The sequence below is a fragment of the Kribbella sp. NPDC050459 genome (genome assembly GCF_040655315.1).
Classification (GTDB): Bacteria; Actinomycetota; Actinomycetes; order Propionibacteriales; family Kribbellaceae; genus Kribbella.
The window spans coordinates 145,746-168,235 of sequence record NZ_JBFAJQ010000002.1 but is presented as its reverse complement, the minus strand read 5'-3'; the positions used below and the strand labels follow the sequence as shown (position 1 = coordinate 168,235).

Annotated in this window: 22 protein-coding genes; 8 read left to right on the top strand and 14 right to left on the bottom strand. The window is 71.1% G+C overall.

Going from position 1 to position 22,490, the window contains the following annotated elements:
* Positions 1 to 12: 12 nt before the first annotated feature.
* The gene (locus tag AB0I12_RS06645) at positions 13 to 1,647 is read right to left on the bottom strand and encodes a family 20 glycosylhydrolase (RefSeq protein ID WP_359925549.1); all 1,635 of its coding nucleotides are present in this window, start codon (positions 1,645 to 1,647) and stop codon (positions 13 to 15) included.
* A 49-nt stretch (positions 1,648 to 1,696) separates the two neighbouring features.
* Here AB0I12_RS06645 and AB0I12_RS06640 point away from each other — a divergent pair, with 49 nt between their 5' ends.
* On the top strand, positions 1,697 to 2,371 hold the full coding sequence (locus AB0I12_RS06640) for a GAF and ANTAR domain-containing protein (RefSeq protein WP_359925546.1): 675 nt from the start codon (positions 1,697 to 1,699) through the stop codon (positions 2,369 to 2,371).
* 24 nt (positions 2,372 to 2,395) lie between these two features.
* On the opposite strand, the gene AB0I12_RS06635 is transcribed toward AB0I12_RS06640, so the two are convergent.
* On the bottom strand, positions 2,396 to 2,890 hold the full coding sequence (locus AB0I12_RS06635; protein WP_359925543.1) for a DUF6069 family protein: 495 nt from the start codon (positions 2,888 to 2,890) through the stop codon (positions 2,396 to 2,398).
* A gap of 194 nt (positions 2,891 to 3,084) precedes the next feature.
* On the opposite strand from AB0I12_RS06635, the gene AB0I12_RS06630 reads away from it, so the two are divergent.
* Complete coding sequence (locus AB0I12_RS06630; protein WP_355698630.1) at positions 3,085 to 3,576, top strand: DUF1269 domain-containing protein; 492 nt, start codon at positions 3,085 to 3,087, stop codon at positions 3,574 to 3,576.
* A 141-nt stretch (positions 3,577 to 3,717) separates the two neighbouring features.
* Complete coding sequence (locus tag AB0I12_RS06625) at positions 3,718 to 5,886, top strand: phage holin family protein (RefSeq protein WP_359925540.1); 2,169 nt, start codon at positions 3,718 to 3,720, stop codon at positions 5,884 to 5,886.
* Here the strand turns inward: AB0I12_RS06625 and AB0I12_RS06620 are convergent.
* Positions 5,837 to 7,333: a DUF2252 domain-containing protein gene (locus AB0I12_RS06620; protein ID WP_359925537.1), complete on the bottom strand. Its 1,497-nt coding sequence runs from the start codon at positions 7,331 to 7,333 to the stop codon at positions 5,837 to 5,839. The genes AB0I12_RS06625 and AB0I12_RS06620 overlap by 50 nt on opposite strands.
* A gap of 139 nt (positions 7,334 to 7,472) precedes the next feature.
* Between AB0I12_RS06620 and AB0I12_RS06615 the strand changes: the two genes are divergently transcribed.
* Positions 7,473 to 8,009, top strand: coding sequence for a potassium channel family protein (locus AB0I12_RS06615; protein WP_359925535.1), 537 nt, complete (start codon positions 7,473 to 7,475; stop codon positions 8,007 to 8,009).
* 7 nt (positions 8,010 to 8,016) lie between these two features.
* On the opposite strand, the gene AB0I12_RS06610 is transcribed toward AB0I12_RS06615, so the two are convergent.
* From AB0I12_RS06610 to AB0I12_RS06590, 5 genes are all read right to left on the bottom strand, one after another.
* Positions 8,017 to 9,606, bottom strand: a complete 1,590-nt coding sequence (locus AB0I12_RS06610) for an MFS transporter (RefSeq protein ID WP_359925532.1) — start codon at positions 9,604 to 9,606, stop codon at positions 8,017 to 8,019.
* A gap of 42 nt (positions 9,607 to 9,648) precedes the next feature.
* The gene (locus AB0I12_RS06605; RefSeq protein ID WP_359925530.1) at positions 9,649 to 9,972 is read right to left on the bottom strand and encodes an SHOCT domain-containing protein; all 324 of its coding nucleotides are present in this window, start codon (positions 9,970 to 9,972) and stop codon (positions 9,649 to 9,651) included.
* 10 nt (positions 9,973 to 9,982) lie between these two features.
* On the bottom strand, positions 9,983 to 10,438 hold the full coding sequence (locus tag AB0I12_RS06600; RefSeq protein ID WP_359925527.1) for a DUF6325 family protein: 456 nt from the start codon (positions 10,436 to 10,438) through the stop codon (positions 9,983 to 9,985).
* A 79-nt stretch (positions 10,439 to 10,517) separates the two neighbouring features.
* The gene (locus AB0I12_RS06595) at positions 10,518 to 10,784 is read right to left on the bottom strand and encodes a hypothetical protein (protein ID WP_359925525.1); all 267 of its coding nucleotides are present in this window, start codon (positions 10,782 to 10,784) and stop codon (positions 10,518 to 10,520) included.
* On the bottom strand, positions 10,771 to 11,037 hold the full coding sequence (locus AB0I12_RS06590) for a hypothetical protein (protein ID WP_359925523.1): 267 nt from the start codon (positions 11,035 to 11,037) through the stop codon (positions 10,771 to 10,773). The genes AB0I12_RS06595 and AB0I12_RS06590 overlap by 14 nt, the downstream gene beginning before the upstream one ends.
* 270 nt (positions 11,038 to 11,307) lie before the next feature.
* On the opposite strand from AB0I12_RS06590, the gene AB0I12_RS06585 reads away from it, so the two are divergent.
* Entirely contained in the window at positions 11,308 to 13,917 is a 2,610-nt protein-coding gene (locus AB0I12_RS06585; RefSeq protein ID WP_359925517.1) for a LuxR C-terminal-related transcriptional regulator, read from the top strand.
* 16 nt (positions 13,918 to 13,933) lie between these two features.
* Here the strand turns inward: AB0I12_RS06585 and AB0I12_RS06580 are convergent, their stop codons facing one another.
* The 3 genes from AB0I12_RS06580 to AB0I12_RS06570 all read right to left on the bottom strand — a co-directional run bounded on the left by AB0I12_RS06580 (position 13,934) and on the right by AB0I12_RS06570 (position 16,586).
* Positions 13,934 to 15,508, bottom strand: a complete 1,575-nt coding sequence (locus AB0I12_RS06580) for a phospholipase D-like domain-containing protein (protein WP_359925514.1) — start codon at positions 15,506 to 15,508, stop codon at positions 13,934 to 13,936.
* A 49-nt stretch (positions 15,509 to 15,557) separates the two neighbouring features.
* A complete protein-coding gene (locus AB0I12_RS06575; protein WP_359925511.1) occupies positions 15,558 to 15,965 on the bottom strand; it encodes a hypothetical protein in 408 nt (135 codons plus the stop codon).
* A 105-nt stretch (positions 15,966 to 16,070) separates the two neighbouring features.
* On the bottom strand, positions 16,071 to 16,586 hold the full coding sequence (locus tag AB0I12_RS06570; RefSeq protein WP_359925509.1) for a hypothetical protein: 516 nt from the start codon (positions 16,584 to 16,586) through the stop codon (positions 16,071 to 16,073).
* Positions 16,587 to 16,783: 197 nt separating this feature from the next.
* Between AB0I12_RS06570 and AB0I12_RS06565 the strand changes: the two genes are divergently transcribed.
* Both AB0I12_RS06565 and AB0I12_RS06560 read left to right on the top strand, forming a co-directional pair.
* The gene (locus AB0I12_RS06565; RefSeq protein ID WP_359925506.1) at positions 16,784 to 18,016 is read left to right on the top strand and encodes an AI-2E family transporter; all 1,233 of its coding nucleotides are present in this window, start codon (positions 16,784 to 16,786) and stop codon (positions 18,014 to 18,016) included.
* A gap of 10 nt (positions 18,017 to 18,026) precedes the next feature.
* Positions 18,027 to 18,635, top strand: coding sequence for a hypothetical protein (locus AB0I12_RS06560; RefSeq protein WP_359925504.1), 609 nt, complete (start codon positions 18,027 to 18,029; stop codon positions 18,633 to 18,635).
* A gap of 16 nt (positions 18,636 to 18,651) precedes the next feature.
* On the opposite strand, the gene AB0I12_RS06555 is transcribed toward AB0I12_RS06560, so the two are convergent.
* Positions 18,652 to 19,062, bottom strand: a complete 411-nt coding sequence (locus AB0I12_RS06555; protein ID WP_359925501.1) for a hypothetical protein — start codon at positions 19,060 to 19,062, stop codon at positions 18,652 to 18,654.
* Positions 19,063 to 19,191: 129 nt separating this feature from the next.
* On the opposite strand from AB0I12_RS06555, the gene AB0I12_RS06550 reads away from it, so the two are divergent.
* Positions 19,192 to 20,508 (top strand): cation:proton antiporter, encoded by a 1,317-nt coding sequence (locus tag AB0I12_RS06550; RefSeq protein ID WP_359925498.1) that lies wholly within the window; start codon positions 19,192 to 19,194, stop codon positions 20,506 to 20,508.
* Here the strand turns inward: AB0I12_RS06550 and AB0I12_RS06545 are convergent.
* Both AB0I12_RS06545 and AB0I12_RS06540 read right to left on the bottom strand, forming a co-directional pair.
* Positions 20,497 to 21,090 (bottom strand): phosphatase PAP2 family protein, encoded by a 594-nt coding sequence (locus AB0I12_RS06545; protein ID WP_359925495.1) that lies wholly within the window; start codon positions 21,088 to 21,090, stop codon positions 20,497 to 20,499. The two genes, AB0I12_RS06550 and AB0I12_RS06545, sit on opposite strands and share 12 nt — an antisense overlap.
* Positions 21,087 to 22,367: a diacylglycerol kinase family protein gene (locus tag AB0I12_RS06540; protein WP_359925492.1), complete on the bottom strand. Its 1,281-nt coding sequence runs from the start codon at positions 22,365 to 22,367 to the stop codon at positions 21,087 to 21,089. The genes AB0I12_RS06545 and AB0I12_RS06540 overlap by 4 nt, the downstream gene beginning before the upstream one ends.
* Positions 22,368 to 22,490: the final 123 nt, after the last annotated feature.

Genomic DNA, 22,490 nt, shown 5'->3' with positions numbered 1-22,490 from the left:
CCGCCCCTGCACCTACTTCCAGTCGACCTCGGTCGACTTCAGCCAGGTCCAGCCGCGGGTGCGCCAGGCGGGAGACTGCTCAGCCAAGCGCGCGGCGTACATCGGCCAGTCAGTCTGGGTCTGGTGCGACCATCCCTTCTCGGCGGCGCCGGGGAGGCGGGGGAGGAGCAGCACTTCGAGGTCGTCGGGGCCGGTGATGGTTTCGCACCAGATCGCGGCCTCGACGCCGGCCAGCTGATCGGTCGACGTCACGCCGGGGGTGTCCTCGACCGGGTCCCAGTCGAGCCCGTCGCGGAGGGTGGCCGGGCCGTAGAACTCCAGCCCGAGCCGCTTGCGCGCCTCCTCCTGTTCCGGGTCGGACGAGGCGTCGCCGTGCGGCCGGTCGAAGTACAACCAGGTGGTCGGCGAGGCGATCAGGCGCGCGCCGGCGGCGAGTGCCTTCGGGGCGTCGCCCTTCGCCTTCCGCAGGTGCTCGACGAGGATCGGCAGCAGGTCCTCCGGCGGAACCGGCCCGTTCCCGGCGTCCGCCGCGTCGAGGTCGATGCTGATCCAGTACTGCGCGACGTCGTCCGGGCCCAGGTTCGCCCGGGCGATCTCCTGCCACCCGACGACGCGCTTGCCGCGCGCCCGCACCAGCGCGGCGGCCTTGTCGACGAACGCGGCATGGTCCTCGTCCGCCATGCCCCACGCCTCGTCGCCGCCGATGTGCACGTACGCGCTCTGCGGGAACTGCGGGACGACCGCGTCCAGCACGTCCTCGACGAACGCCCAGGTCTCGGGGCGACCGGGCTCGAGGGCGTTCAGTGGAATCGCGTTGCCGTTGCCGAGATCGATCGTGCGCAGCTCGGCCGGGGCCAGCTCCGGGTACGCCGTGAACACCGCCGACGTGTGCCCCGGCATGTCGATCTCGGGGACGACGGTCACGTACCGGTCGGCCGCGTACGCCACCAGCTCGGCCAGCTCGTGGGTGCGGTAGTACCCGCCCGGACGGTCGCCGATCGCGCCGGCGGCGCCCACCCGCGTCAACTCGGGCCGCGTTGGTACCTCGACCCGCCAGCCCTGGTCGTCGGTGAGATGGAGATGCAGCACGTTGAGCTTGTACAGCGCGAGCATGTCGATGACCCGCCGTACCTCAGCCGGCGCGTGGAACGTCCGCACCACGTCGAGCGACAGTCCGCGCCAGGCGAACCGCGGTCCGTCGACGATCCGGGCCGCCGGGAGTACCGCCGTACCGTCCTGCAGGTGGGCGGTGATGAGCTGACGCAGTGAGGTGAGGCCGCGGTGGACGGCTTCGGGAGTCGGGCCCCACACGCGGACGCCCTCGCTCGTGATCTCCAGCCCGTGGCGCTCGTCCACGTCGTTGCCGTCCGCGCGAACTCCGGCCGCGGACGGGATGTCGCCGAGGCCCTCGTCGCTGATCAGCACGGTGACGGCTGCCGGGGTCGCGTCCGGCGGGACCGTGGCCGCGTCACGGATGACCGGCGGGACGAGCGTGAGCCCGGTGTCGAGCCGGACCTCCCGGACGAACAGCGCGGCCGGCCCGGCGAGCTCCGGTGACTGTACGGCGACACCGGATTCACCACTCAAGGTGAAGGTTTCGTCGCTCGTGGTCGTCGTCGTGGGTGCGGGGATCACGGGAAGACTCATGCGACGATTCTGCGGCATCGCCGCCGCACGGGCTGGGTACCGGACACGAATGGACACGCAACGGCTGCTGGAACAGGCAGAACGGCTGTCGAAGGCGCTCACGCCCGGTGACCTCGACCATACGCTCGAGCGGATCACCGCGGCGGCCGTTGAAGTGCTCGACGAGGTGGACCACGCCAGCATCACGATCCTGCACCTCGACGGTCGGCTGGAGACGGTCGCACCCACCGACGACTTGCTGTGGGGCGTGGACGCGGCGCAGTACGAGTTGCGGGAAGGGCCGTGCTACGACGCCGCGGCCGACGCGGTGCACGTCGTGTCGCCGTACCTCGCCGATGATCCACGCTTCCCGCGGTACGCCGCGACCGCCGTCGCCGCCGGGATCCAGGCCCAGGCGGGCATCCGGCTCTTCGACGCGCCGAAGTCGCGCGGTGCGCTGAACCTGTACGCGCACACGGCCGGTGCGTTCAGCGATCTCGGCGCACTCGGTCTGCTCTTCCAGCACCAGGCCGCGATGGCGATCGGGTACGCCCGTGAGATCCACAACCTGCAGGACGCCGTGCGTACCCGGGGCCTGATCGGCAACGCGGTCGGGATCATCATGGAGCGGTACCAGCTCTCCGACGACCGCGCGTTCGCGTTCCTCACCAGGCTGTCCCAGGACGGCAACGTGAAACTGCGCGTGGTCGCCGAGCAGATAGTCGCCGGGACCGCCACCCACTGAGGCCGGCCGGACGCGCGCAGACGGCTACTGCGGATAGGGGACCGGGCCGGCCGGTGGCGGCCTGTGCTGTCCGACGGTGGTCGCGCTCCGGGCGGTGCCGGTCACCAGGGCGCCGATGGTGATGCCGATGGCCAGATTGATCAGCGCGGTGGCCACAGTCTCCCAGGAGCGTTCGGCGGCGAAGGGTGCGAGCACGGCGGCCAGCGTGGCGAGCGTGACGACCCACTTGAAGAACCGGAGCGGACGGGGCGTCGACAGGATCAACAGGTGCACGAGGCCGGTCGCCACGAGGGCAGCACCGGCGGACACGGCGGCGTACGTCCAGGTATCCGCATCTCCCCAGACGCCGTCGCCCTTGGGGGCGAGCACCTCGAGGTCGAAGACACCACGGGCGAGCAGGATGCCGACGATCGCGACGAGGCCCGCAACGGCAGCGGTGGCCGCTCCGCCCGCCCAGAGGCGGGCTGCGTTGACGCGCGGAGCCCGGTCGGCGGCTGGCGACGAAGGTGGCATGGTCATGCGTCGGACCCTCCTGTCGAGCGGCGTTCCCCAGACCTTGGCCACTGAGCGGTCGCGCCGCATCACTCGGAGCGGATGATTCGCCGTTCGCGCGGGGCCGGCTCCGGCGTCGTTCACCCAGTGGGGATGAGGCGACGGCCGCGTCGTCGGCCGAGGCTGCAGATGACGTACAGACCGACTTAAGGGAGCGCACGATGGCGACACTGACGGTGTGGAAGTTCGACAGCCCGACAGGAGCCGATCAAGCCGTCGGAACGTTGGAGTCACTGGCCAAACAGCAGCTCATCGAGGTGCACGACGCGGCGACTGTGTCGTGGCAGCCGGACAAGAAGAAGCCCAAGACCCGGCAGTTGCACAACCTGGCCGGTGCCGGGGCGCTGGGCGGCATGTTCTGGGGCATGCTCTTCGGGCTGATCTTCTTCGTTCCGCTGTTCGGCGCGGCCATCGGCGCTGCGACCGGCGCGCTGGCGGGATCGATGAGCGACGTCGGCATCGACGACGACTTCATCAAGACCGCCCGCGACAAGGTCACCCCCGGGACCTCGGCACTGTTCCTGATGTCGAGCGGTGCCGTGCAGGAGAAGGTGAAGGCGGCCTTCGACGAGCGCGGGGTCAAGCCCGAGCTCATCGAGTCGAACCTGTCGGCCGAGCAGGAGGCGGAACTGCGCGAGATGCTCGCGCAGTAGCCGGGTTCCGAACCACATCGGCGGCGCCGGCCCCCGCGTGACGAACGCGGCGGCCGGCGCCGCCGCGCGCGACCGGCGACGACCTGTGGTCATACGGCAGGGATGACGACACAACCCGGCGCAGCCGGTGCGATGGGAGGCATGTCCGAGACAGCACCGGTCCCTGTGGGCCGGCGATCCGAGCTCGCCGGACGTCTCGCCCACGGCGCGCGGCACCGGCGGTGGTACTCCTGGCTGGCGTCGGCGGTCCTGTGGGTGGTGGCCGCGGCGCTGGCGGTCCTGCTGTGCGATGCGATCGTGCCCGGGTTCCATGTGGACCTCCCGCTCGGTCCGCTCAGTTTCGCCGTCGTCCTCGGGATCGCGGGGCTCGCGCTGCAGCCGCTGCTCGTCGCCGGGGCCGTGCGGCTCGGCTGGGCAGGCGTCCTGCTGCTGGCACTCGCCGGGCAGGCGTTGATCGTTCTCGCCACCGCGTGGCTGCTGCCGGGAGTGCGGATCGACGACTTCTGGTCCGCGTTGCTCGCCGCCTGGATCCTCGGCATCGTCGGTACGGTCGTCGGCTGGCTCAGCACCGCCGGCACCGACGACCGCCTGGTCCAGAGGCTGGTGGCCTCCGGCCGTCGCCGCCCGGTCGAGCTGGACGATGCCGAGGTGGAGGGCGTGGTCTTCGTCCAGGTGGACGGTGTGCCGTTTCCCGTCCTGCAGATGGCGGTGACGGCGGGGTCGGTGCCGACGCTGTCGCGCTGGCTCCGCTCGGGCAGCCACCGGCTGTACGAGTGGACGCCGAAGCTGCCGGCCACGACGCCCGCGAGCCAGATGGGCATCCTGCACGGTGTCATCGACGGGATCCCCGCCTTCCGTTGGTACGACCGCGCCGGCGACCGGATCCTGGTGGCGAACCGCCCGGCCGACGCCGCCGTGATCGAGGCCGCCCTGACCACCGGGCACGGACTGCTCGTCGACGGCGGCGTGAGTATCGGCAACCTGTTCACCGGGGACGCGCCGCAGGCGGCACTGACCATGAGCCGGCGTGCCGGCCGGGGCGAGATCACCAGGCGCGCCGCCGCCCAGTTCGTCGCCAGCCCCAGCGGTCTGACCCGTGGCCTGTCACGGTCGGTCTCGGAGCTCCTGCGCGACCGGTTCCAGGCGCGCCGCGGAGTCCGGCGGGACGTCCAGCCCCGCTGCCACCGCTCCTGGTCGACGGCGGCCCTGCGAGCGGTCACCAACGGGGTGCTGCGCGATGTCAACACCGCACTCGTCGCCCAGCACATGCTCCGCGGCACGCGGTCGATCTACGTCGACTACGTGGACTACGACGAGGTCGCGCACCACGCGGGAGTCCTGCGCCCGGAGAGCCTCGAGGCGCTGGAGTCGATCGATCGCGTCCTGCACCAGCTCGAGTTGATCGCGTCCGTGGCGCCGCGGCCGTACCGCTTCGTGATCCTGTCCGACCACGGCCAGGCGCAGGGAACGCCCTTCGCGGACAGGTACGGCGAGGAACTCGCGGTCGTCGTGTCCCGGCTGGCCGCGGCGGACGTCGCGGTGTCGTCCGCGCCGGTCGAGGGCTGGGGCCGGACCCGGATCCTGGTGGACGAACTCGCGACCGGGAAAGGGGTCGGCGGGCGCACCATGCGCAACGCCGCCGCGGCCATCCAGCGCCGCGGGCAGGACGAGGCCGACGCCGTCGAGGCCGGCGACCGCCAACGATCCGGCAAGGCCGAGGGCGACGAGGAGTTCCACGTGTTCGGGTCGGGCAACCTCGGACTCATCTACGTGCGCGGCAGCAAGGAGCGACTGACCAGGGATCAGCTCGATCGCCGGTATCCGGCGCTGCTGGCGGGACTGGCCGCGCATCCGGGCGTCGGCTTCGTCGTCGTCCTGGACGACGTCGACGGTCCGATCGCGCTGGGGGCCGCGGGCAGTCACCGGCTCGACGACGGCCGGGTGGACGGCGTCGATCCGCTGGCTCCCTTCGGACCCAACGCGCCCGCCTTCGTCCGCCGGGCGGCGCTGCGACCCGAGGCGCCCGACATCTACGTCAACAGCCTGGTCGAATCCGGCACCGAAGAGGTCGCCGCGTTCGAGGGCCTCGTCGGGTGCCACGGCGGGCTCGGCGGCTGGCAGGACCGCGCCCTCGTCGCCGTTCCCGCGGACCTGCCGTTCCCCGCCGAGCGGGTCGTCGGAGCCGACGCCTTGCACGTCGCCCTGAAGGACATCCTGCGGTACTGCGGCCATCGGACCGACGTCGCGCCCGACGTCGGCTCTACAGTCCGGTCTCGGCCTCGAGCCGACCGCTCTGGACCGCGTTCATGAACACCTGGTAGTCGCGTTCGTTCTGGTCGGCGTACGCCTCGGCGTACTCGGCCATCGCTTCGGGGAACGCGTCGTCGCCGCCGAGGTAAGTGGCCAACGCGATCCGGTCACCGGACCGGGCGTGCGCCCGGGCGAGTGTCCAGGCGCACAGCTGGCCGTACAGCGTCATGCCGGCCGGATCCATCTTGTGCAGCACGGCCGCGCCCTTCATGTCGCGCAACTGCCGGACGTAGAAGTCGCGGGCCTGTCCGTCGATGCCCTCGGTGCGCCGCCAGCCGAGGAAGATGTCGCCGGTCGCCTGCATCAGGCGTTGCCCGGCCACCACTCGTTCTCCGTCGTTGCGGGGCGCGGGCCGCTGCCTGAGTGCGGTGGGGACCTTCGCCTTGAGCGCCGACGGCCCGGCCTCCTTGACCTGGAGGAGGAGCGGATCGCCGTCGTCCCGGCCGTGGAGCAGCACGATCCAGGACCGCGCACCGACGCTGCTCACGCCGACCACGTTGCGCGCCAGGTCGACGACCTCGAACTGGTCGAACAGCACCCGCCGCTCGGTCGGCAGCGACCGGCGGTACAGGTTCAGCAGGTCCTTGATCCCGGCCTCGAGCTCCTTGCGGTCGGCGTCGGGCAGGTAATCGGCGATCGGCACGAGCAACGGCGGATCGGCCTTGATCCGGACCCCGTCGTCGGTGATCTCGGTGAGCTTGGCGAAGGACTTGAGGCTTTCGCTGCCGCGGGCCTTCGGCAGCGCCTGGCCGACGATCTTGCGCCTGCTCGAGCCCATCTTGGCGCGCAGCATCGTGGAGACGTCGTCGACGTCCGCGCGGGCGTACCAGACATCGAGAGCGTGCATGGTCCCGAACTCGGCGGTAGCGCGGCGGTAGCGCTGGACCGCCTCCAGCACACACCTGCGGCGCTCCTTGCGCCCGAACCCGTTGCACCGGCCCGCGACGGCGAGGCTGACGGCGAGGCGCTTGACGTCCCACTCCCACGGACCGGCCATGGTCTCGTCGAAGTCGTTGACGTCGAACAGCAGGCGGCGGCGGCCGGGCGTTCCGAAGACGCCGAAGTTCGCCAGGTGGGCGTCACCGCACAGCTGCACCCCGAGGCCGGACACGGGGGCCACGGCGAGATCGGTCGCCATGCCGGCGGCGTTGCCGCAGAAGAAGGCGAAGGGGGACACCGTCATCCGGCCATGCCGGACCGGCACGAGCTCCGGAACCCGGGACCTGGCCTGCTCCTCGAGCAGCGCGACCGGATCCCGGCGCTGCGCGGGCAGCACCAGTTGCGCCTGCTCGCGCGGGGGCAGCGCGGTCCGTGCGGCGAGTCCCAGGCGGGCGTGGTCGGACGGTGTGAGCCGCCGGACGACCGGCGCCGATCCGCGGGCGGTACGGGGTGAATCGGTCGAGCGGATGACGGCCCGGGCCGGCACCATCGGCATCGATGCACTCATGTTGCACCACCCCTCCGTCGTGCCGGGTCGCGTGACACGGCGCTGGATCCGCGACCTCCACCGAACACCGGAGGTCGCCCGGGCAGCATCACCCACGCCGGATGAACCAACTGCCGCGCGCACGGTCTTGACTTGACTCGTGAAGGACGGGGCGATCGACTACCGGCAACTGCCGCAGCCCGCCCGCCGCCGGCTGGCGGTGGTGTCGCTGCTGCGTTCTCTCCTGGTGTCCTTCGTGATCGTTGCCGGTTACTTCCTGCTGCCGCTGCGTCTCGACGGCCGCATGCCCGTGGCCGGCCTGGCGTCCGGTCTCGTCGTCGTCGGCCTGGTGCTGGGATGGCAGATTCGCCAGATCTCCCGTTCGCCGCACCCGCGGGTCCGGGCGATCGGCGCACTGGCGACCTCGGTGCCGCTGTTCCTCGCGGTCTTCGCCCTCACCTACTTCCTGATGGCGCGCATCCAGCCGGCGAGCTTCTCCGAGCACCTCAGCCGGCTCGACGCGGCGTACTACACGGTGACCATCTTCGCGACCGTCGGCTTCGGTGACATCGTGCCCGTGTCCGGCCCGGCGCGGGTGGCGACCACGGTCCAGATGCTGGGTGACCTGGCCCTGGTCGGTCTGGTCGCACGCGTCCTGGTAGGGGTGGTCAACCAGAACCTCGATCGCCGGAAGTGATCAGGACCTAGGCCTGTGCGCCGGCGTCCTGGGCCGGCGGCGAAGGCTGCAGGCGCGCCATCCGGAAGGAGTTCACCAGCCCGGCGGCTCCGGCGAGGATCGGAATGCCCAGCGCCACCTGCAGGGCGAGCGGCCGTGCGGTGGTGTTGATGTCGACGATCTCCGCACGAACCTCGGGCGGCTGACCGGCGAGCAACTTGTCGAGGTCGGTGTTGCTCATCACCTCGGCGTCGTGCTCGAGCGTGTCGGCGACCTGTTGCTGCTGCGCCGGCTGCAGCACGGTGCTGGATTCCGCGAGATTCGTGAACGCGAACGACAGGGTCGCGAGCATGATGGCCCCGGCGAACGCCAGCCCGAAGGACAGGCCGAACGAGCCGGCCGCCGAGTTGACACCGGCCGCCTCGCTGACCCGTTCCTGAGAGATCGGAGCCAGCGTGTAGTTGTTCAGCTGGGACACGAGCAGTCCCAGACCCACTCCGACGACCACCAGCGGTCCGGCGAGCGCCCAGCCGGACTCGGCCCGGGGCACGATCGGGAGGAGGATCACCAGGCCCGCGGTCAGCAGCGTGAATCCCCACCTGATGATGCCCGTCGGGCGTCGCCCGCCCGCCTTCTTCTCCGCGAGGATCGCCATCCCGAACATGCTCAGGGACAGCGGAGCCAGCGAGAGGCCGGCGGCCATCGCGTTGTACTCGAGCACCATCTGCAGATAGATCGGCAGCACGATCATGGTGCCGCCCAAGGCGATCTGCTGGAGCATCTGCTGGGAGATCCCCAGCTTGAAGGGCGCCGAGCTGAACAGGGCCGGATCGATGAGCGTCGGCTGGCCGCGGCGCTTGCGGCGCACCAGCCAGTAGCCGAACGACAGGAGTCCGAGGACGCCGACGGCCATGATCAGGCCGACATACTCGCCGCCCTCCTGCCAGACCAGGATGCTCAGGACGATGCCGCCCATCCCCACGACCGACAGCACGGCGCCGACGACGTCGACCCGCCGGGAGCCGGTGTACGGCGCGTCATGGATGAGGCCCTGGCCGGCCAGCACGACCGCGATCACCGCGACCTCGAGCAGGAACGCGACCCGCCAGGACAGGTACGTGGTGATGAATCCGCCGAGCAGTGGTCCGACCGCGGCGGCCAGCGCGGCGGCGGCGCCCACCAAGGCATACGCCCTGGTCTGCGCCGCTCCTTCGAAGTTGCCGTGGATCAGTGACTGCATGGCGGGCAGCAGCAGTGACGCCCCGATGCCGCCGATCAGAGCCCAGAAGATGATGATCGCGGTCAGGCTCTGCGCCAGCGCCATCGCCGAGGCCCCGATGGCGTAGCCGCAGAGTCCGAGCAGGTACGCGCGCTTGCGGCCGATCAGGTCGCCGACCTTGCTGCCGATCAGGATGAACGCCGCGGAGACCAGTGCCTCCAGCGCGATCGCCGACTGGACACCGCTGACCGTCGTGTCGAGGTCCCGGACCACCGAGGAGATCGAGACGTTCATCAGCGAGGTGTCCACGACCAGCACGAACATCGCCATCGCGAGCAGGATGCTGAGTCGTGGGCTCGCCTTCGTCCCTGCCGGGACAGCGCCGGGTTCGTCGGTCATGCGTGCCGCTCCTGTCGATCGGCCGCCGACCAGCGGCGGGCCTCAGCCGGCGAGAATCTTGGCCTTCTGCGCCTCGAACTCGGCGTCGGTCAGCACACCCGACTGCTTCAGTTCGCCCAGGCTCTTGAGCTGCGCCAGCCGGTCCTCCGTCGCCGATGCGGCCGGTGCGGCCGGTGCGGCCGGTGCGGGCGCTGGTGCGGGCGGTGGCGCCATCTGCTCCTCGTACGCCTGGTTGCGGGTGGCCGCCGTATCGGCGTCGCGCTGGGCGAACTTCGCGTCCTGACGGCGCTGCACCCGGCCGTGCACCGCTGTCGCGGTGCCCGCCACGGCGGCGGTCCTGACTATTCCTCGCAACAGTCCCGGCATGTCAGGCTCCTCAACTCGACGGTTCCAGGGTTTCCAGGGCGTCCAGGGCGTCGAGCACTTCCATCACGTCCTGGGCCGGGATGCGTCCCCCGGCGATCAAGGTGCCGCCCGACTCCAGCGCCGCCGCGACGAACGGGATCGCCCAGGTGTTCTCGTAGACGATCAGTGCGGCCAAGGTGCCCGGGTCCATCGCGGCCGCCGCCGCGGCCAGGTCGTCGTCGGCCAGGATTCCCGACCGGGCGCCGCTGAGGTCCGCGAACCCGCCGGCCGGTCCCGTGGACTCGGCCAGGTCGACCAGGTAGGGGGAACCGTCGGCGTCCTTGCCGACCAGCATCACGTCGTACACGTGGATGATGCCGCGATCGACCAGGTTCACCAGCTCTTCGGCCGCCCGTCCGGTCAGCTTGTTGCCGGTGAACTCGAGGAGCACGTAGTCGATGGGTCCGTGAACGTCTGCATCCGACATGACTCTCCATCCCTCCCGAGGGGCGCAGGCCCCCGGCGTCCTGTACGGCCCACAGTGCCGTGGGCCGGTAGTGGCGGCATCACCCCCGCGGGATGAACTCCGGTGCGCGGGGTGCGGCGGCGACCTCCGCCGGGGTCAACTGGCGGATGCTCAGGATCACCAGGCCCGCGCCCTCCAGCCGGGCGACCAGATCGGCGATGCCCTGGTCGTCGCGCACCCGCAGCCGGAACGCGCCTGCTGTCCGGTGGCCGGCCTGCGGGCCGGCGCAGAACGCCAGCGTGGCGGGCCTCAGGTTGCCCTGGAGGACCACCTGGTACGACGGGCCGTGGTGCTCACGTGGTGTCATCGTCTTCGCTCCGTTGGTCGAGATCCGTCCACTCCGTCGACGGTGACGCCGGGTCGAGCACGCGCCGTACCTCGATGACCTCGATGCCCAGGGACCGGAGCCTCGCGAGCAGGCCGTAGAGCGCCGCCTGGCTCGGGATGCTGTAGACGATGGTGTTCACCTGGTCGATCGCGACCGTCACCGCGCGCATGTCTCGGAGATCCTGTTCGGGGACTGCGTCGGCCACACGGACCTCGTACGTCGCCTCGCCCATCGAAACCACTCCGTTCGCCACCTGTGCGTTCGACGCTCGCAAAGGTCCGATGCCGCGGCGTCACCCCTGTGGGGTGAACTGCCCGGGGCGACGCGAGCTCCCGGGCGGGCGCGTGCCGCCGCAACGGTGACCGGCCGGTGTTACGAAGATGCGGCGATCGGACGCAAAACGCTGGTTTTATGGGCGTATTGGTGGTTTCGTCGAGAACGTAAGACCCCTCAGGCAGTCCCTCCCACCGTTCGGCGCGCCAGCACGTCACCGGGAGGGATCATGCCTAGTGAGCAGTTTGCGAGGACGGGCGGCAGTCGCCGTGCGTCGCCCGGCGCGCCGTTCGCGGGTCGTCTCGGATCCGCGATCGAAGCCCCGGCGATCATGCCCGGGATGGTGCCGAGGCAGCGACTCGTCGACCGGCTGGACCTCGCGGTCCAGCGGCCGCTGACCCTGATCAGCGCACCGGCCGGTTTCGGCAAGACGATCCTGGTCGAGTCGTGGGCGGAGCTCTATCGAGGCCCCGCCCTGATCCGGCGGGTCACGCTGCCCGCCGACGGTGAACCTGCCGACGTCCTGAACTCGGTCCACCAGTTGTTGCGTCGCGACGACCGGCAGGTGCTGGTGCTCGTCCTGGACTGCGGGGACCTGATGATCACGCCGGAGTACGGCAAGAGCCTCGACCGCCTCGTTCGCGGCTACGCCGGACGCTTCCGGGTGGTTCTGCTGACCCGGTACGACCCGCCCATCCCGCTGTACCAGTACCGGTTGGCCGACGCGATCGCCGAGATCCAGGCGACCGACCTGGCGTTCACGCTCGACGAGACCAGGGCGCTGATGCGCGAGTTCAGCCTGGACCTGACCGAGGAGCAGGTCGCCGACCTGCACATCCGGACCGACGGCTGGCCCGTCGGCCTCATGTTCGCGGCCATGAACCTGGCCGGAAAGTCCGACCCCGAGCGGGTGATCAGCGAGTTCCGCGGCGACACCGGCAACGTCGCGGCCTACCTGATGTCCGAGGTGCTCGACTCGCAACCGGCCGAGCTGCGGCAGTTCCTGCTCCGGACCAGCCTCGTCGACGTGGTCCGGCCCGGGCTGGCCGAGGCGCTGACGGGGTCCCGTTGCGACCTTCGCTCGCTGCAGTTCCTCGCGCGCGGCAACTCGTTCATCCAGCCCGTGCCGCGGACCGCCGACGGTTACAGCTACCAGGCGCTGTTCCGCGAGTTCCTGCGCGCCGAGATGCTGTACGAGCAGCCGGCCGCTGTCCCCGCACTGCACCGCGCCGCGGCGGCCTGGTTCGCCCAGCACGGTCAGCCGCTGGACGCGATCCACCATGCCGTCACGGCCGGCGATTGGGCCCAAGCGGCCCGCTATCTGGTGGCGGATCCCGACTCCGCCGCGCTGTTGATCGGGCGTCGCCGGCGGCACGCGACGGCATTGCTCGCGGGCTTTCCCGATGATCTGGAGGGGCCCGAGGCGGCGGTCGTCAGGGCCGTCCTGGGCCTCGCCGAGTTCGATGTCGGCCGTTGCGTGCGGGAGCTGGACCGGGCGCGGACCTCGCTGGACGATGATGGGTCCATCCGCAGCCAGGCGGCCGAGCTGGTCATCAGCCTGCTGCAGGCGGTGTGTGCGAGCCTCGGAGCTGCTACCGATGCCGACCTGGGCGTCGTCCTGGCGGCTGAAGGCAGGCTCCAGGCGGCGTCGAGGCCGGCGGTCTTCCACCCGGAGGCGAGGCTGCTGATCCTCGGATGCAAGGGCCGGATCCTGCTCCAGCGCGGCGACTTCCCGGCGGCCGTCGAGGCCTTCGACGACGGCATCGCGCTCGCCGAGGACACCGGCGCGCATGAAGCCCTGACCGAGTTCCTCGGAATGGCCGCCCTGGCCGAGGCGATCCGGGGACGCCTGCGACGGACCGGCGAGATCGTCGCGCAGGCGACCGCGCTCGCCGAGGCCGGGACCTCGCCCGACCTGCCGCAGGCCACCCTCGTGGCGGAGGCCTGGATGCACACCGACCAGGGCGATCTGGCCGAGGCCGAAGAACTGGTGCAGCGGGCCGAGGAGGCCGCCGACTCGACCCACGACGCCCGGGTCGTCACCGCGGCGTTCGCGCTGGTGCGGGCCAGGCTGCTGCGAGCCAGCGGCGACGTCGAGCTGGCCACCGCGGAACTGCGGGCCGCCAGCGCCGACTTCGGTCTGCACGGCGGCTGGCTGGACCAGGCCCTGATCATCGACGCGGCGAAGCTCCTGGTGACACAACACCAGCTGAGGGAGGCCGTCGGGATGATCGAGCGGTCGCCGGGTCGTGAGCAGGCCGGATCCCTCCTGGTGCTGCAGCGCGCGGCGGTCGACGCCGGCGAGCGCACGCCGCCCCAGCCGCCGGTGGCCGTCGATCGCGCCACACCCCTCCAGACCCAGGTGGACGGCTGGCTGGTCCAGGCGGCCGAGTCGATCCGGGCCGGGAACACGGCACGCGGCGGGCTCTGCCTGGAACGCGCCCTCAGGCTGGCCGCTCCGGAGCTGTTGCGCCGGCCCTTCGTGGAGGCGCCGCCGGTCCTGCGCAAGCTGCTGCAGCCGACCGGTGACGCGATGCGGCACCACGCGTGGCTGCGTGCACCGTCGCGTCGCGAGCGAGACCGAGTCGTCGATCGCCGCGGGACGTCCCGGAACGACCTGGTCATCACCACGGCACTCACGAGCAAGGAACAGGAAGTCCTCGAGCACCTCGCCGAGCTGCTGACCACGGAGGAGATCGCCGACACCATGTTCGTGTCCGTGAACACGGTTCGGAGCCATGTCCGGAGCATCCTCCGCAAGCTGGGCGCGTCGCGCCGCAACGAAGCCGTCCGACGAGCATGGGAGATGGGGCTGCTGCCTACCCGGCCGGATGCCTAGGCCCTGGCCCGTCAGGTCAGAACTCGGCCGACCTGCGCAGCCGGTGTGGGCGGCCGTCCGGGTCGTAGATCAGGCGGTACAGCGGCTCCGCCCAGAGCGCCTGGAACCGGCTCAGCGGCTCGGTCCGGTGCGCGCGGATCTGTCCGGCGGGCCGCGCGCCCTGACAGCCCCCGGCGTACCACGCGTCCAGCGCCGCGGCGGTGCGCGTCCACAGGTCCAAGGCGGCCGGCGGGTCGAGAGCGGCGAGGCTCTCGCGCGTCAGGCCGAGGTGCTCCGACCACACCTCCAGCCGCAGGTCACGCGCCAGCCGCCGCGCGTCGGTGCCGGTCGTGTCGACGACGGCGCAGGTGAGTTCGCTGTCGCAGGTCCAGGAGCGGCGGTTGAAGTTGTCCGACCCGCAGGTGAACCACGTGTCGTCGACGATGCAGATCTTCGCGTGGACGTAGATCGGCGTGCCCTCCTCGTTCTCCAGGTCGAAGACCCCGACCCGTCCGGGCGCGGCCCGCTGCAGCAGGCGCACGGCACGCAACTGGCCGAACCGGGACGGCGGTCCGCTGAGAGCGCCGTCGGCATCGGGGTATCTCGGCACGACGACGATCACGCGGAGCGCCGGTGACCGCTCCAGGGCGTCGTGGATTCCCTGCGCGACGAGCTCGGACCACAGGTACTGGTCCTCCACGTAGATCAGGTCGCGGGCGATGCCGAACGCCTTCTCGTACGCGCGAGCGACGCTGCGTTCGCCCTCGGGCGCGAACGGATAGCCGGGACGCTTGTGACCGTACGTCCGCAGCACCTGGACGGCGTGCGGCCCGGCCGGCGGGGGATCCGGGAACGACTCCGGCAGCGGCTTCGGATGCCGCGGCATCCGGGCGAGCCGCTGCACGATCATCCGGTACGGCGTCCGCCGGTCGAGCGGATGGCCGTCGTCCCAGCGCTCGCAGAACGTGCGCAGCAGATCGCCGACGACCGGACCGCGGATCTCCAGCGCCGCGTCGTGCCAGGGCGTGCGATCGCCGTACCGGTGGTTCATCGGCGCGGGCTGCGGATCGCCCAGGTGGTCGTGGTCGTCACGGCGCTGATGACACAGGTCGATCCCGCCGACGAACGCGAGATCGCGTTCCGGGTGGCCGGCGTGCCGGACGACGAACAGCTTCTGGTGGTGCGACCCCAGCCACCGGACCCGCTGGTCGAGAAGGACCTCGGCGCCGACCTGGTTGAGTCTGGTCCCCAGCTTCCGGTTCTCCCGGGCGCTGAACCGCAGGTGATCCGAGTGCGACCGCCACAAGAGCCCTCGGACCTCGACACCCGACCCGGCCAGATCGGTCAGCACGGCGCCGATGGTCGGGCCGTCGGGCAGCAGCTTCTCGTCCGCGTCGCCCCGCCAGTCGGTGAAGTACACGCGGTCACCGGCCCGCAGCGCGGACAGCTCCTCGTACAGCCTGCGGAAGTAGGTTGCGCCGTGGATCAGCGGCCGGACCAGGTTGCCCTCGACCCAGGACCCGTCCACGTCGCCCATTCGGTCGATGTCCGTACCGGGGTTGCCGCGCTCGTCCGGACGGAGGAACCACGTCCCGGCGGTCTGGTCGGTCATCGTTCATCCTCGCTGCGCCGGATGCCGACGAGGCGGTCCGGCCGGTCACCTACGCGTCCGCGCGGGAGCGCGTCAGCGCCCAGATCACCCACACGTCCAGACCGATCAGCAGCAGCGCCCAGAACGGCTGGTACGGAATGAAGAAGAAGTTGTTCAGCGCACTCAGCATGACCAGGAAGAGCGCGACCCACTCCGCCCAGCCGGCCCGGCGGAACAGACCGACGGCGGTGGCGACCATGGCCAGCCCGAAGATCAGGTAGATCCATCCCCAGGCCGTCAGGTCCAGGTCGAAGGCGTAGCCCCGGACCTGGACGAAGTACTCGTCGTTCAAGATCGCGGACAGGCCGGTGATCACGTGGAACGCGCCGATCACCACGATGACCACGGCGGCGAAGACGACAGCGCCCTTCGCCCAGCCCGACTCCGGCGGTGACGCGATGGTGCGGTTCTCGGTCATCTGCGTTCACATCCTCCTGCTCGACCCCCGACGGACATCGGGAACGCGTCGACAGTAGGTCCGCCCCGACCGCCACGCGTCACCCGTGGCGGACGACGTGCGCGCTCAGTGCGACAGGGCGGCCTTCAGCAGGACGATCGCCAGGCCGAGCAGGAGATTGACCACCCCCGCCGCGATCAGACGGGCCCAGGTGGCGCCTCCTCTGGCAGCGACGTACAGCGCCCATCCCAGCTGGGATCCCACCGCCACCGCGAGCGCCAGCCAGGCGGCTTCGGAGTCCGTCAGACCGACGAGGGCCCCGATGCCCGCCGCCGCCGCGGGCGGTACGGCGGCCTGCACGAGCGGCCACTCCCGCCGCGCGGCCGCGCGGATCCTGCGCAGTGGCGGGATGGCCTGGGTCGAGTGCTCCGCAGCCAGCTGCGCATAGACATGGGCCAGCCAGAACACCACGCCGGTGGCGAGCAGGAGGACGATCAGCTGTCCCGGATGCGGCGGCTCCTGGCCAGGACCTGTCCCGGCCACGACCGACGCCGCGAGCAACGATCCGTAGACCGCCCCGGCAGCGTCGGGCGGTTCCTGCCGGCTCGCACCGGCGGCGTCGACCGTCGACTCGTCGCCCATCCCGCCTCCTCCGCAGGGCCGCAGAACCGTGCCGGGAATCGAGGGAAGTCTCCGGCAGGGACCTCGGCGGACTCCTCACCCTGCCCGGATGACCGGTCCGCTTCCGTAGGGAGGTTCATCCGGTGAGGGTGATGCTGGGCAGGACGATCTGGGCGATGTTCGGAGCCCGGGGGAGTCGGCGAGAGGGGGTTGCGACGATGACCGCAGGCTCCAGCGAGTCCGCCGCCGACCGGACTTCGGCGGTTGATCCGGGTGTGGAGCCGGCCGCGCAGCCGACCACTCCCAGCTGGGCGCTTCCGCGCGGCGTCGTCGTCCTGGCGGGGACTGCGTTCGCCGTACTGACGGCAGTCGGCCTGCGTGGCTTCTCGCACATCGTCGGCCCTACCTTCCTCGCGCTCGTCCTGACGATCGCCGTGAGCCCGCTGCGCCGGCTGCTCGTCCGGCACGGGGTCAAGCGCTGGCTGTCCGCGCTGATCGGCCTCGTGGTCGTGAACGCGATCCTCCTCGGAGTGGCCGCCGCGCTGGCCTTCTCGGTCGCCAGGCTGGCGACCCTGCTGCCGGCCTACGAGGACAAGTTCACCGAGATCGTCGACGACGTCCGCGGCTGGCTCGCGGACCGCGGCGTGGGGGCCGACCAACTCCAGGCCGCCCTGCAGAAGATCGACCTCGGGCAGTTCTTCGACGTCCTGCAGGGCTGGCTGTCCGGCCTGCTCGGGGCCGTCTCGAGCCTGGGGTTCGTCATCGTCGTGCTGTTCTTCATGGCTATCGACGCGGCCCCGTTCGCGGATCGGATGCGGGAGGCGGCGCAGAGCCGGCCGGACGTCATGGGCGCCTTGGGCGGCTTCGCCCGCGACACGACGCGCTACCTGATCGTCGCCACCGTCTTCGGTCTGATCGTCGCCGTGTTCGACGTCGGGATCCTTTACGTGCTGGACATCCCGCTGCCGTGGCTGTGGGGCCTGCTCGCGTTCATCACCAACTACATCCCGAACGTCGGGTTCTTCATCGGAGTGCTGCCGCCCGCGCTGCTGGGCCTGCTCGGTCACGGCTGGGCGACGCTCGTGTGGGTGATCGTGGGGTACAGCGTCGTCAACTTCATCATCCAGTCGATCATCCAGCCGAAGGTCGTCGGCGACGCGGTCGGCCTGTCCACGACACTGACCTTCCTGTCACTGATCTTCTGGGCCTGGATCCTCGGCCCGGTCGGCGCCGTCCTCGCCATCCCGCTGTCGCTGCTGGTCAAGGCCCTGCTGCTGGACGCCGACCCCTCCACCCAGTGGCTCAGCGGCTTGATCTCCGGCGGTCAGCGTCAGGACGAAGGCCCGGCGCCCGAGCCGGGATCTGAGCCGGCACCTGAGCCGGCAACCGAGCCGGCAACTGAGTCGGCAGAACTGCCCGCGGGCGAGGTCGCCGCGGAACAACCCGGATGAGGAGATCAGCATGCCGCGTTCGGTGTCGTACGAGTTCGACGAGATCCTGCCGACCTGTCAGGGTCTGCCCGGCAGTCTCGCACCCGGCTCGCCCACCGCGGATCCGGCCGACGGCACCGTGCTGATCGGACCCGCGCGGAGCTTGCACTACCTGCTCGACACCCCGCTCCGCGATGTCGTCGGGCTCAGCTGCCGGCTGCGGATCAAGTACCCCGCGCCGACGGTCAGCTCGTCGCTGCGGATCCTCCAGCTCGGGGATGCGTTCGACCTGGGACTCGAACCGCTGACGACCTATCGCGCCCTCGTGCGCGTCCGGCTGCACCAGGTCCGGCACGACCTGGGCCAGCTGGCGAATCCCGGCACGCGCTTCGCGGAGCTGCGGCTCGACTGGCACACCAGCGGCAAGACCTTCCTGCGCGTGGACGGCCGGCTGGTCGGCTATCACGACACGCTCGGTCGAGGTCGCCGGCTCACCATCGAGGACGTCACCTTCGGCGCGGTCGCCGTGCTCCCGGACGCGCCCGCACAGCACTACCAGTTACGCGAGTTCTCGGTGAGCGCGCTCCTCGCCCGGCCGCGCTGGCCGCACCGGTACAGGACGGTCGTGCACCGGCCGTGACGGCCGGAGAGCCGGTTCAGGATTCTTCTTGGCGTGCCCGAGTCACTGCCCAGATCACCCATGCGCTGAGCGCGATGACCACCAGCGACCACACCGGCTGGAAGGGAATGAAGAAGAAGTAGTCGATCGCGATCAGCCCGGCCAGGACGATCGCGACCATGCCTGCCCAGGACTTGTTGGCGAACAGGCCGACGCCGACGGCGACGAACGCCAGCCCCAGGACCAGGTGGATCCAGCCCCAGGCGACGGTGTCGAGGTCGAACGCGTACCGCCGGCTGACGACCAGGTAGTCGTCGTCGAGGATCGCGGCGAGTCCGGCGACCACCGAGAACGAACCGACGATGACCATCACGGAAGCGGCGAACGCGAGCCCGCCCACCGCCGCGCTCGGAACGGACTGTCGCGAGTCCATGTCGCCGTACGTCATCGCGTCCCTCTTTCCGTCTCACGTCCTCACCGCCCGACGATGGCCGCCGTCCCGCCGGCACCGCATCGTCCGGCCGGGATGAGGCGCCGGCCGCGGCGACCCTGGCATTCTCACGACGGAGGCGCGGCCATGACAGAAGCCATGTTCGGGGTGCTCGCGCTCCTCGTCCTGGCCTGGGTGGTCACCTCGGACATCCTGGCCAGGGCGAACATCACCGGTCCACTGTTCTTCACCGTCGCCGGATTCCTGATCGGAAGCCACGACTGGAAACACCTCACGGTGCAGGTCGATGCCCCGTCGGTCCATCTCGTCGCCGAGGTCACGCTCGCCTTGCTGCTGTTCGCCGACGCGGCCCGGGTCGACTTCTCCCGGCTGAGGCAGGACATCTACCTGCCCGGGCGCCTGCTCGGCATCGGTCTGCCGCTCTCGGTCGTCCTGGGCTCGCTCCTGGCGGCTTGGCTGTTCGACGACTTCACCTGGGCGGTCGCAGGCTTCGTCGGCGCCACGCTGGCTCCCACCGATGCCGCGCTGAGCGCGCAGGTCATCAACGACCGGCGGATACCGATGCGCCTGCGCCGTGCGCTGAACGTGGAGAGCGGACTGAACGACGGCATCGTCACCCCTGTCGTCACCTTCACGCTCGCTGTTGCCGCCGGGCAACTGGGACCCGGCGAGAAGGAAGGGTTCCTCGGTGACGGCGGTGCGCTGCTCGAGCTGGCGGTCGGCCTGGTCGTCGGTCTGGTGATCGGGCGGGGGAGCGCCAAGCTCCTGGTCTTCGGTCTCCGGCGGCGCTGGACCAGTACCGAAGCCCAGGGACTCGGCACCCTCGCGGCCGCGCTCGGCAGTTTCGCCGTTGCGCTGACGTTGAGCGGCAACGGATTCATCGCGGCGTTCGTGGCCGGCCTCGCCTTCCGGGCGGGCCTGGGCGGAGCGTTGCTGAACACCGACGGCACCGACGGCAGCGCCGCCGCCGATGACGTCGTCGAGCTGCCGGAGTTGCTCGGTGAGATCCTGGCGTTCGTCGTCTGGTTCCTGTTCGGTGCCGCGCTGGTTCCGATCGCGATCGACAACTTCGACCTGCCGCTGCTCGCGTACGCCGTCCTCAGCCTGACCGTCGTGCGCATCGTTCCCGTGGCTGCGTCCCTGGTCGGCAAGGGACTGGACGGCCGTACGGTTCTGTTCCTCGGCTGGTTCGGTCCCCGTGGCCTGGCGTCGGTCGTGTTCGCCTTGCTCGCGATCGAGGAGCTGGGGACGACCGGGCCGGTGCAACCCGCGATCGCGGCCGTGGCCCTCACCGTGCTGATGAGCGTCGTACTGCACGGCGTCTCGGCCGGCCCGTTGGGCGGGTGGTACGTCCGGCACGAGCAAGCGCACGACGACTCGGGCCCGGGCCCGCGGTCCCGACGGCCCGCCCATCGTCAGCTGGGAGGGCGTCTACGACCGTGACCGGCGACGCAGCGCGATCCGGGCGGCCAATCGCCCGAACACCGCTCCGACGGTGACGCCGACCAGAACGTCGCTCGGGTAGTGCACGCCGGTGTACACCCGCGAGAAGGCAACGACCGACGCCGCGGCCAGCAGGGGCCGCCGGAGTCTGGGCAGGACCCCGCCGACGGCGACGGCGAAGGCCGCTGCCGACGCGGAATGTCCGGACGGGAACGACCCGGAGGACGGCATCGGAACCCATCGCTCGACCGGGACACCATGGCCGCCGCGGTCGGGACGCGTGCGCTCACTCGCCATCCGCTTCATCGGCTGGTTCACCAGCAGGGACGCGGCCCCGACCGCGCTCAGGCCCGTCACCGCCGCCCGCCGTCCCCGCGGACCGCCGAACAGGGCGAGGGCGCCGGCCGTCAGGAACCATGGCTTGGAGAAGTTCGCGAAATCGGACACCCGCCGCAGCGGCTCGTCCAGAACCGGTACGGACAGTCGCGCCACCGACCCGAACACCGCGTGGTCGTAGGCCTCGAGACGCCGCAGCGAGCGTAAGAGCCGACCGCCCTCGTCAGGGCCCCTGGTCGGTGTCATCCGGCGGGTTTCCGGTCCCGGCCGAGCGCGATGCGCACCAGCTCGGCCAGGCCGTCGCGCAGACCCTCGGGAGCTGTCGCCGACGGCGACGATCCGGGGTGCTGGTGGGCGATCCGTACCTGGAGGACTCCGGGCCGGATCCGGAACCGCAGCGGTGCGTCGAGGACGAGGGCCTCCCCGTCGATACCCGCCGGGAGGGGGCGATCGGCCTCGACCTCGAAGGTCGGCGCCGACCACTCGCGCCACGGGCGCTGGGCACGCCGGTGGCCGGCCTCCGGAGGCGCCCCGAGCACGGTGATGCCGAGCAGACCGTCGTCGATGCGCGGCCGCGTGCCGGAGCCGACGGCACGACCGAGGCGGTAGCGGTTGTTGGAGACGAGCACAGCCATGCCGCCCCGGTGTCCGTCGCCACCGGGGCCGGTCCAGCGCATGTCGAGCTCGCTGCCGCCGGCGCCGAGCGCATCCGGCACGGTGTCGAGCAGCGTCCGGAGCTTGGCCTCCCGGTACCCGCTGCGCTGGACGGCTTCGGCGTACAGGCCGAGCGACACGTTGTTGACGAACACCCTGCCGTTGACCTCGGCGAGATCGACCCACCGTTGACCGCCGTCGACGAACGCGTCCAGCGCGCCGACGACGTCGTCCCGGTCGACCCCGAGGTCGAGGGCGAAGTGGTTGCGGGTGCCGGCGGGCACGCAGGCGTACGGCAACGAGTGCTCGGCGGCGATCGCCGCGACGATCGCCTGCGAGCCGTCGCCGCCGGCCATCGCGAGCCCGTCGGCCCCCCGTGCCACCGCATCGCGGACCAGGGTCTCGAGGTCCTCCCCGGGCTTGAGCTCGATCGGCTCGATGCCGCGGCGGCGCGCTTCCTCGGCGAGCGCGAACCGCTCCGCCTTGCCGCCGCCGGAGCGCGGGTTGTAGAACAGCACCGCCCGCTGCGGAGCGGCAGCCCGCGGCAGCTCCGCGCGGGCGAGGAAGGCGGCGCGGGTCGCAGCCAGCGTCAGCAGGACCCCGGCCAGGACGAGCAGGTCGACGCCGAACTTGCCGCCCACCACGATGAGGACGATCGCACCGGCGGCCGCGATCCCGGCGATGTAGAGCCCGGCCACGCGGGCGACGCCGCGCCGCAGCGCGCCGTACCAGGCGGCCACGACCGCGATCGCCAGGCAGGCGACGACGGCAAGGCCCCGCGGGAACTCCTTGACCACGACAATCACGCCGAGAACGGCAGTCGCCGTCCCGGCCAACAGCGCCACCACCGCCGCCACCCGTCGCCTCATGGTGATCACGTCACACCCACCGAGCCGCGAAGGCATCCCACACCCAGGATGAATCGGTCCCGGGAACGGCCGCCGGGCCCGCTCGTCCATCAGGGGTGATGCGACGGCGCGGGTTGTGCTGAA